We start from the raw sequence: 7,737 nt of genomic DNA on the forward strand, positions 1-7,737 counted from the left end.
TTTGGCTGACCAAATCGGCCAGCGTCATCCAAGGCGGTGCAAATAGTCGATATGCACCTCGCTATAGAATTCGTATCGAGCCTCGATTTTGCAGTTGGCATCTTTGAGCGATTTGAACCAACGGTAAACGCGCGATAGACAGTGTGGATTGCGCGAGGTGAAAGGATTTGCGTCAGTCTACCGAAGCAATTAGCCGCCAACGTAGGCCGATGCGCGGGCCGACCTGTGAGCCGCACAACAAACCTGACGTCGCGAGTGACCGGAACCGGGAAGTCACGAACAGCGGAAACGGCCGATCAAGCAACGATCACCATCGTGAATTGAATGGCCGCTTCCTGGGTAGAAGCGACGTCTGAATGTCCTGGCGACGGTGCGGGCGAATGACGCTTCGTGGCCGGCAGTACGCATTCACCCACCTCGTCGGAATGCTGCCGTTGACTACTCCAATGTCAGCTACGTGGAACGTCCACGGAACTGGTGCTCTCGGCCAGGAGGCGACGGTCGCGACGTTGCATTGAACGGCTGACATGTTGCATAAACCGGCCGCTCGGGCATGTACCGCGACGCGCAGCAGCCGCAGCCGCAGCCGCAGTTAAGTCCTGCGTCACTATTTCGTGTGGTTGGTGTGATCTTCGAACGCGGAGACAATGCCGTCGATCATTGCCGCGATGCGCGCGGTATGCCGAAGGTCTTGATGCATGACGAGCCAGATTTCATAGACCGCCCCGCGTGCGGGTTCCGGCCATATCTGCACGAGGCCGTCGTGTTCAGCGAGCTGTATCGGAAGCTCACCGATGCCGGGAAGAGTCTTTCGTTGCGGCCGCCATTTGGACATTCGTGCGACCGCTTCGCTCCGTCAACGGCCGTTCGCCCACCGATGATGGCGCGGTTCGACGTGAGCGCCATGATTGGCGCCGGCTCATCGATCTCGACGACCGGCACGTCGTGCCTGACCGGGGGACCGCCCTGTTCGCTCGTCCGAACCCACTTATGCAGTTGGTTGGCATTCACGCCGTCCTTAAGGGCGAGGCCCGATAGCGAGGCCCCGGACCCAGACAGGCTTCAACCAGTCGTCGCTTGTCCTTCGGGTCAAAGCTTCGCTTGCCGCCGACACCGACACGCGGCACACGCAAGGGCAAAAAGCTGAGGTCATCGTCTCTCATGGATTGCGTTTGCAAAGTTGGCTTGCGGACGCAATCGTGGCCCTTCTCGCCAATGGAAGTCAGGTGTGCGAAATCGCGCGCTTACGACCATCCAATGCCGAGGGATAGGTTGTTCGGCCATCACGGCGCAACGTGGTCGAGCGCACAGACCACCGATGGAGCTTCGTGGTCTGGTTGAGGGGTTTGGACTCCCCGACCCACCAGGAATATCCCGTTCGGACTGCGCACTGCGCAACCTCAATGATGAGTACATGGGTACATGAGCTGCCGTTATGGTTGATGGCACTTGTCACTTTCGGCGCGATATTTCTCGTGGGCGCGACCATCCATTTCGTCACCGGACGGCTTGCTGCCGGTCGATATGGGCGATCATTCAAGGCAATTTCGCCCGGTCTGCTTTCTCCACTCGGTATCATATTCGGCTTATTTATCGCCTTCACGGCCTCGCAGGTCTGGAACGATACAGCGCGCGCCAATGTCGCGGTCGCTACTGAAGCGAGTGCGCTGCGATCGGTTGTTGTCATGTCTGCCGTTTTGCCAATCGAAGCCCAGACCGAACTGCGAAGGATGGTCCGAGACTACATCCAGTACACCGCGACGACTGAGTGGCCGCTCGTGGCGAAGGGAGCCGTCACACTTAACGTTAGTCCTCCCATGCTGAACAACGCACTGAAGTTCACGCTATCCCTGCCAGTCATTACGCCCGGACAGCAGACGGCTCAGCGCGAGGTCGCGGCGTCCCTGGAGCAGGCTCTCGAAGCGCGTCGCGAGCGTATCCTGATCAGTCGCAGCGAAGTGAATGGTGTCAAATGGTTATGCCTGGCGTTTCTGGCGGTGTGCCTGCTGTTCGCCATCGCGTTCGTTCATTGCGACAACCAGCTGACATCTGCCGTGGCAATCGGTCTGTTTTCGGCGGCACTCGCCACAACCTTTTTGCTCATCCTCTCCCACGATCGGCCCTTTACAGGAGAAGTCGCGCTGACGCCGGAGCCGCTGTTGCAGGTGATGCCTGAGAATCGCTGACCGTTGCCCGCTCATCAGCTTGTCCGAGATGGCCACACGCAGCCTCAAATAGCTCAGGAGTCGAAGCGGCGTCGTCAGCATCTCCGTCAGCGTGTCGGGAAGGAATCCTTGAAAGCCATCATCGGTCTGACGATGCGGTTGATGGCGCGGTGGTCCTGCTCAGGAAGATGAAGAGTGACGGTGGTCGGCATAGTTCAGTTGCCGAGCTGTTCTCCGATCTTGCGAAATACGCCTTCCTATTCGTGCCGTCTGGAGAATGTGTCCGCTTCTCACACGAAAGCCGTCATTTGATCGGCTCATCGCGAACTACCGCTTTGGGTTGACTGCCGTCTTTCGCAGACAACGAGCAGGGTCGGCTACGGTATGAGGAGCGGTTAATGTGGATGGTCAATCGCGGTAAGTAATTGAATTAACAGGAATGACGACGGCCTGCAAAGCCGTTTTGGTGAGTACTGGAAGGCCGTCACGGATGGATCGCGATACTGGCCTTCGCCCGTGGGGAAAAGTAACTTTGGACGCCCCGGTTCGATTCACGCCGGTTCTTCAACTTCGTCCAAAAACGGTTCGGTACGCGTCCATCATTTATCGCACCAACACGCGGTCGATGTCCTGAACAAATTCGAGTGCCGTTGCTTGCCACTCTGGGGAACCGTGAGGAAAATCACTCGGCACGTTCTTGCCTTGCGCCGTGCGAATCGTAACGATGCTCTGGCTTAGCGCCTTTGCTTCTTCGAAAGGAGGGATGCTATTGTCGGAGGAGCAATCATCTTCGTCCATAAAACTCTCTTGAGCTCGCGTTGCACAAACATCTGGACCTTTGTTGCACCCTTATGCAAATTGCACAGCTTGCTGCCGGACCATTGATACTGCGGCGCGTTCCTCAGCGATGTCGGCTCTGTGCGTCGAATCCGTCAACGCCGATAGCATCGCGTGATCGTTGAAGCGAAACGAACAAAGCAGATGATTCGACGCCGCAAATTTCACCACCTGAGCCAAGGTAAGGGCAGCCAAAATATCCGCGACTTCCTTGGAGAGCCCAAGGCGCAGCATCCCGGCGGAGCGATCCTTTTGCAGCAGCCGCTGTACAAGCATGATGTACGAGAGGTTAATTTCCCGAATCGATTCCGACGAGTCATTGAAAGTTATCACAGCGCCCTCTGCAATCAGATCCAGACGCGTCACGCTGCCAGGCAAAACGCGAGAGGAAGCGTAACGTTTGGTTACACAATGTAACATTTGAGTGATTCTGCGGTTACAATCAACGTTCAGCAAGGTTTTTTTTCAGTGATTTCCCCAATGTTGCTAGAGAGTCACGGCAAAAATTACGTATTTGTCTAACCGTTAAGGTCATGTCGCTTTACTGGATTGTATTGACGGTGGTGACCGTTGGCATTGAGGACCCTGAGAACAGAACGTCAGCTTCGCCCACGCTGGTCCCGATCTGACACGCATCGGTATGGAGTACGAACCGATCCAGGTAGGGGCGTTTGGGCAATAAGTCGAATCGGATTTGCTACGGAATCCCTATAGCAAGGCGGGGAAGATAGGTTGTGCTGCACTGGAACTCGTCATTCCATCCCCTGACCTATCGCCGGCATAGAGCAGGGCCAAAGTGACTTTGATCGTCTCAGTTCGACCCTCTGCGGACGCACGTGCCACATGTGTTGAACGACTTCACCGGAGCGGTGATCGGACGTTCGAAAAAATCCGGGCGCGTCGCGGCTCCTGCCGTTTGGTAGGAAGCAAAACCGCGAGTTTCCGGCACAGGTCTTTTGGAGCAGTGAGAATATCGAGCAACGATGTTGCGCCTTGCGTCGATGCACTTCTCGCGTGCCCGAGCTAGCGACAATCCGTCGGGTCCATATTTGCCGAGATAAATCGTCCCCCGTCGCCCGTTCAGACGGTAGTCCATCCGAAAGGACATCCCGCCCTTTGCCGTGACGTGAACATACATCCCGTCGTGGTCGGTCACTTTGTAGTCTTTTTTCTTTGGTTTCAGCGCTCTACACGGTGGGTGTCGAGCCGCCATCGATGCGGAAAGTCGTGCCGGTCATGAAGTCGGTTAGCGGACTAGCTAGGAAGCAAGCCGCGGCTGCAATATCCATAGGCTGCCCAAGCCTGCTGACGGTCTGGTGCACGATGTTCTTGAGAACATACTGCTTGCCAAACTCAGGGTCGTCACTCCCTTGCCTTTGCGCGATCTCGACGAAAAACTTTTCCAGTTGCGGTGTGTAGATCAGGCCGGGCATGATCCCGTTAGATGTGACGCCAGTTCCAGCCAGTTCCTTAGACAGACTGAGGGTCATGTTGTTGAGCGCGGCCTTCGCGGCGCCGTAGGCCGGGAGAAGCGCGTGTGGCGAGATAGCGTTTCGAGACGAGACTTGGATCAAACGTCCCCAGTCGCGCTCTTTCATCGCCGGAGTAAAGGCATGGACCAGGCGAACCGCGGCGATCGTGTTCTGATGGTAGTCGTCGATCCATTCCTGAAAGGGAGCGTCGAACCACGAGACGTGGGACTCTTGAGTGGGATTGCCGACGTTATTCACGAGGATATCGATGCCGTCAAAAGCCGATTTAGCCCCCTCAATAACGGCATTCGATCCATCCTCGGTCGTTACATCGCCAAGAACAAATTTCGCCTGGCCGCCAACCTTACGGATTTCCTCCGTAACGGCTGCTGCCCGATCCGCACTCCTGCCGTTGATGACGACGCTGACACCTTCACCGGCCAAGACACGCGCGCATTGTGCACCAATCCCGGAAGTGCTCCCTGTGATAAGTGCACGTTTTCCTTTCAACAACATATCCATATTTAGCATTCCTTAGATATGACGATTGGATCAGGGGATTGAACTATTCAGGCCGCCATCGACACGGATCATTGCACCGCTGACGTAGTCAGCGTGAGGACTCGCAAGATAGGCGACGGCGGCGGTAATCTCTTCAGGTCGTCCGAGGCGCCGAATGTCGTTCGGGATAAAGTCCAGGCACGCTCCGGCTTCGATTTCGCTCGCCTCGCTCCCGGACCAAAACCTAAACCCCCGAGAAATAGGGTGGCCATTTCGGCTGGGCCTTTAGAGCTGCGTCGTCGATCGCAGCCAAGACCTCGGTTGGCAACGGACCTTCAGTTGCGGCCGTGAGATTGTGTCGGAGATGCTCCAACGACGAGGCACCGATGATAATGCCATCATTGCGCTCGGCGTTTAGCTGGGAGTGGTGAATCAGCCAGCGCAGCGCCACGGATATAGCATCAAGACCATGGCCTTCACACGATCGGTGAATTTCCGCCAAGGCACCGAGATAGGCGTCGTTCATATAGCGATCGCGATACAGCTTGCCTTGAGCAGTTGATCTGTCGAAACGCGAGCCGGCAGCCACCGCAGCGCTATCGGCAAAATTCCTGCTGAAAGCACCGCCGGCCAGCGGATTGTAAGCATGGAAGCGGATGCCATAGTTGCCGAGGCATTTGAATAGTTCCGGTTCGACCGCACGCGTGATCGCGTTGTACAGTCCCTGGTAGACGCTCGGCCTTATCCATCCATGGCGCGCGGCTATTTCCGATGCCTCCGCCACTTGCCACGCGCTGTAATTGCTGAGGCCGAACTCCTCAAACAGGTCTTCGTCATGAAGTTCCTGGACGGCCGACAGCGTCGATTCGATCGGCGTGGCGCTGTCGGGCGTCACCAAATAGAAGATCTTGACCTTATCGGTCTTCAGGCGCGCCAAGGACTCCTTGAAGACTCGCTTCAGGTTCTCAGGTTCGAAGACTCGCTTCAGATTCCCAGGTTCGTGGCCGGGAGTGTTTCCGGAATGAATCCGCGTGGCAATGCCGAACCGTTCGGCTGCGCGGAGATCACCCAACATCTGTTCGCAGGTACCATCACCATAGACAGAGCACGTGTCGAGCTGGTCGTGGCCGAATTCCAAGACGGCGCCAAGCATTGCGTCTGCAGTCGCAGCGTCATGAACCCGGGCTCCGTATCCGCGGTAGCCGAGCGTCATGGTGCCGAAGGTGATGTTAGTGACAGGGGCTTTGGGCATTCCAAACTCCTTTTGCATTGAGTATGGCCGCATCGTATCGGATTCTGATCGTCGCGATAAACGGTGCAAACTGAGATCGTGTAACACGAAAATCGCGATAATGCCTACAATAAGGGCGACGATTAAACAGTTATCGTGTAACCCCAAAAATCGTGACAAAGCACAAAAGTGTGTGGATGGAACTCGAGGCCGTGGTCGCTATCGCCAGGCTCGGAAGTTTCCGCGCAGCGGCTTCCGAACTTGACGTGTCGCCGACAGCAATCGGCAATGCCGTTGCTAGTCTTGAAAAGCACCTTGGCGTCCGCCTCTTCAACCGCACGACTCGCACCGTTGGCCTGACGAATGCTGGACGCGAATACGTCGAGGCCATCACTCCAGCGCTGGCGTGCATCCACAACGCCAACCAGGCGGTGGCCGATCACAGCCGCAAACCGACAGGTACGCTACGGTTCAATTGCTCACCCTCCGGTGGGCGCCATGTGCTGATGCCCTTCGTCATCGAGTATCTTCGTCGTTATAACGAGATAAACGTCGAAGTCGTAACGGAAGGACAACTGATCGACATTATCAAGGATGGGTTCGACGCCGGAATACGTCTGGCCGAAGCTGTTCCGCGTGACATGGTTGCAATACCCCTTAGTCCGACCACGCGCCATGTCGTAGTCGGAGCGCCAAGCTATTTCGCGAATAGGTCCCGCCCCATTGTTCCGGCCGACCTGATGAGGCATGAATGCATCCGCGCTCGATTTCCAAGTGGCACTCTTTATCGCTGGGAGTTCGCACGTGCCGGCGAAGCGACGACGATTGATGTGCCCGGATCACTCACGCTTGATGAGCCCGGCACGATGGTGCAAGCGAGCAGGGCTGGTATCGGTCTTGCCTATGTGAGCGATTGGACGGTTGCGGATGACATCGCCTCGGGCAGCCTGATTGAAGTTCTAAGCGACTGGACACCCTCACATCCCGGGTATTCACTCTATTATCCTGGACGTCGCCACACGGCCGCGAGCTTGCGCGCTTTTGTGGATATGGCCAGGGAGATTGGCCTTCGGAAGACTTCCAGTACTGGAACGAAGGGCTGATGGCATCGCCAACGGGAACTTCGTAGCGGCGTGGCATCTATCGTCACAGCTTGATGTCTTCGTCGCCCCAAAGGACGGGGCGCAAAGCGCCAGAAAAACTCGGCAAGCGCGTCCGCCGCGCGGCGTGTCCGGCGTTGACCGCATGATCGGGCACGACGCCGTCCAGCAGCGCTTGCACCTGACGCACCGTGTCCATTGCCTGGTTTTCGCTGGCGGACAGCGTGAGACCGCCGACGTGCGGAGTCGCGATGACCTTCGGGTCGGATAATTTTCCAACTGACGATGTATCCATATGTGACCGGCTACCGGTCGCGGATCTGGATTCTTGAAGAAATCATCCGGCACGCCCGGTCGCATCCGCAGGTATGGTTCGCGCCACAGGGACGTCGCGCAGCGGGCGCTTGAACACGCGCGATAGACCGGCAACC

The 7,737-nt window shown here is 56.9% G+C and carries 10 protein-coding genes; 2 read left to right on the forward strand and 8 right to left on the reverse strand.

Annotation, left to right across the window (positions count from 1 at the left end):
• Positions 1 to 607 precede the first annotated feature (607 nt).
• A complete protein-coding gene (locus tag AWB69_RS48200; RefSeq protein WP_062091464.1) occupies positions 608 to 835 on the reverse strand; it encodes a LysR family transcriptional regulator in 228 nt (75 codons plus the stop codon).
• Positions 836 to 1,442: 607 nt separating this feature from the next.
• Between AWB69_RS48200 and AWB69_RS35465 the strand changes: the two genes are divergently transcribed.
• Positions 1,443 to 2,186: a bestrophin-like domain gene (locus AWB69_RS35465; protein ID WP_231937337.1), complete on the forward strand. Its 744-nt coding sequence runs from the start codon at positions 1,443 to 1,445 to the stop codon at positions 2,184 to 2,186.
• 582 nt (positions 2,187 to 2,768) lie between these two features.
• On the opposite strand, the gene AWB69_RS35470 is transcribed toward AWB69_RS35465, so the two are convergent.
• The 6 genes from AWB69_RS35470 to AWB69_RS35485 form a co-directional block, all read right to left on the reverse strand.
• Positions 2,769 to 2,963 (reverse strand): hypothetical protein, encoded by a 195-nt coding sequence (locus tag AWB69_RS35470; RefSeq protein ID WP_062091465.1) that lies wholly within the window; start codon positions 2,961 to 2,963, stop codon positions 2,769 to 2,771.
• A gap of 51 nt (positions 2,964 to 3,014) precedes the next feature.
• A complete protein-coding gene (gene flhD, locus AWB69_RS35475; protein WP_051888582.1) occupies positions 3,015 to 3,278 on the reverse strand; it encodes a flagellar transcriptional regulator FlhD in 264 nt (87 codons plus the stop codon).
• Between the two features lie 535 nt (positions 3,279 to 3,813).
• Positions 3,814 to 4,215, reverse strand: a complete 402-nt coding sequence (locus AWB69_RS47275) for an Arm DNA-binding domain-containing protein (RefSeq protein WP_082913732.1) — start codon at positions 4,213 to 4,215, stop codon at positions 3,814 to 3,816.
• Positions 4,190 to 4,996 carry an SDR family NAD(P)-dependent oxidoreductase gene (locus tag AWB69_RS35480; protein WP_062091466.1) on the reverse strand — a complete coding sequence of 269 codons (807 nt, stop codon included), beginning with the start codon at positions 4,994 to 4,996 and terminating at the stop codon, positions 4,190 to 4,192. The genes AWB69_RS47275 and AWB69_RS35480 overlap by 26 nt, the downstream gene beginning before the upstream one ends.
• Positions 4,997 to 5,026: 30 nt before the next feature.
• Positions 5,027 to 5,236 carry an SDR family oxidoreductase gene (locus AWB69_RS50620; protein ID WP_082913735.1) on the reverse strand — a complete coding sequence of 70 codons (210 nt, stop codon included), beginning with the start codon at positions 5,234 to 5,236 and terminating at the stop codon, positions 5,027 to 5,029.
• Complete coding sequence (locus AWB69_RS35485) at positions 5,220 to 6,227, reverse strand: aldo/keto reductase family protein (RefSeq protein ID WP_062091467.1); 1,008 nt, start codon at positions 6,225 to 6,227, stop codon at positions 5,220 to 5,222. Before AWB69_RS35485 ends, AWB69_RS50620 begins: the two co-directional genes overlap by 17 nt.
• A 176-nt stretch (positions 6,228 to 6,403) precedes the next feature.
• On the opposite strand from AWB69_RS35485, the gene AWB69_RS35490 reads away from it, so the two are divergent.
• Positions 6,404 to 7,309 carry a LysR family transcriptional regulator gene (locus tag AWB69_RS35490; protein ID WP_062091468.1) on the forward strand — a complete coding sequence of 302 codons (906 nt, stop codon included), beginning with the start codon at positions 6,404 to 6,406 and terminating at the stop codon, positions 7,307 to 7,309.
• A gap of 43 nt (positions 7,310 to 7,352) precedes the next feature.
• Here the strand turns inward: AWB69_RS35490 and AWB69_RS35495 are convergent, their stop codons facing one another.
• Complete coding sequence (locus AWB69_RS35495) at positions 7,353 to 7,601, reverse strand: hypothetical protein (protein ID WP_062091469.1); 249 nt, start codon at positions 7,599 to 7,601, stop codon at positions 7,353 to 7,355.
• Between the last annotated feature and the right edge of the window lie 136 nt (positions 7,602 to 7,737).

It is taken from the genome of Caballeronia udeis, assembly GCF_001544555.2.
Classification (GTDB): Bacteria; Pseudomonadota; Gammaproteobacteria; order Burkholderiales; family Burkholderiaceae; genus Caballeronia; species Caballeronia udeis.

Excerpts from the sequence above, each read along its gene's own strand:
- AWB69_RS48200 (WP_062091464.1), bottom strand. The coding sequence starts at position 835 with ATGTCCAAATGGCGGCCGCAACGAAAGACTCTTCCCGGCATCGGTGAG.
- AWB69_RS35465 (WP_231937337.1), top strand. The coding sequence starts at position 1,443 with ATGGCACTTGTCACTTTCGGCGCGATATTTCTCGTGGGCGCGACCATC.
- AWB69_RS35470 (WP_062091465.1), bottom strand. The coding sequence starts at position 2,963 with ATGGACGAAGATGATTGCTCCTCCGACAATAGCATCCCTCCTTTCGAA.
- flhD (WP_051888582.1), bottom strand. The coding sequence starts at position 3,278 with ATGCTTGTACAGCGGCTGCTGCAAAAGGATCGCTCCGCCGGGATGCTG.
- AWB69_RS47275 (WP_082913732.1), bottom strand. The coding sequence starts at position 4,215 with ATGGCGGCTCGACACCCACCGTGTAGAGCGCTGAAACCAAAGAAAAAA.
- AWB69_RS35480 (WP_062091466.1), bottom strand. The coding sequence starts at position 4,996 with ATGGATATGTTGTTGAAAGGAAAACGTGCACTTATCACAGGGAGCACT.
- AWB69_RS35485 (WP_062091467.1), bottom strand. The coding sequence starts at position 6,227 with ATGCCCAAAGCCCCTGTCACTAACATCACCTTCGGCACCATGACGCTC.
- AWB69_RS35490 (WP_062091468.1), top strand. The coding sequence starts at position 6,404 with ATGGAACTCGAGGCCGTGGTCGCTATCGCCAGGCTCGGAAGTTTCCGC.
- AWB69_RS35495 (WP_062091469.1), bottom strand. The coding sequence starts at position 7,601 with ATGGATACATCGTCAGTTGGAAAATTATCCGACCCGAAGGTCATCGCG.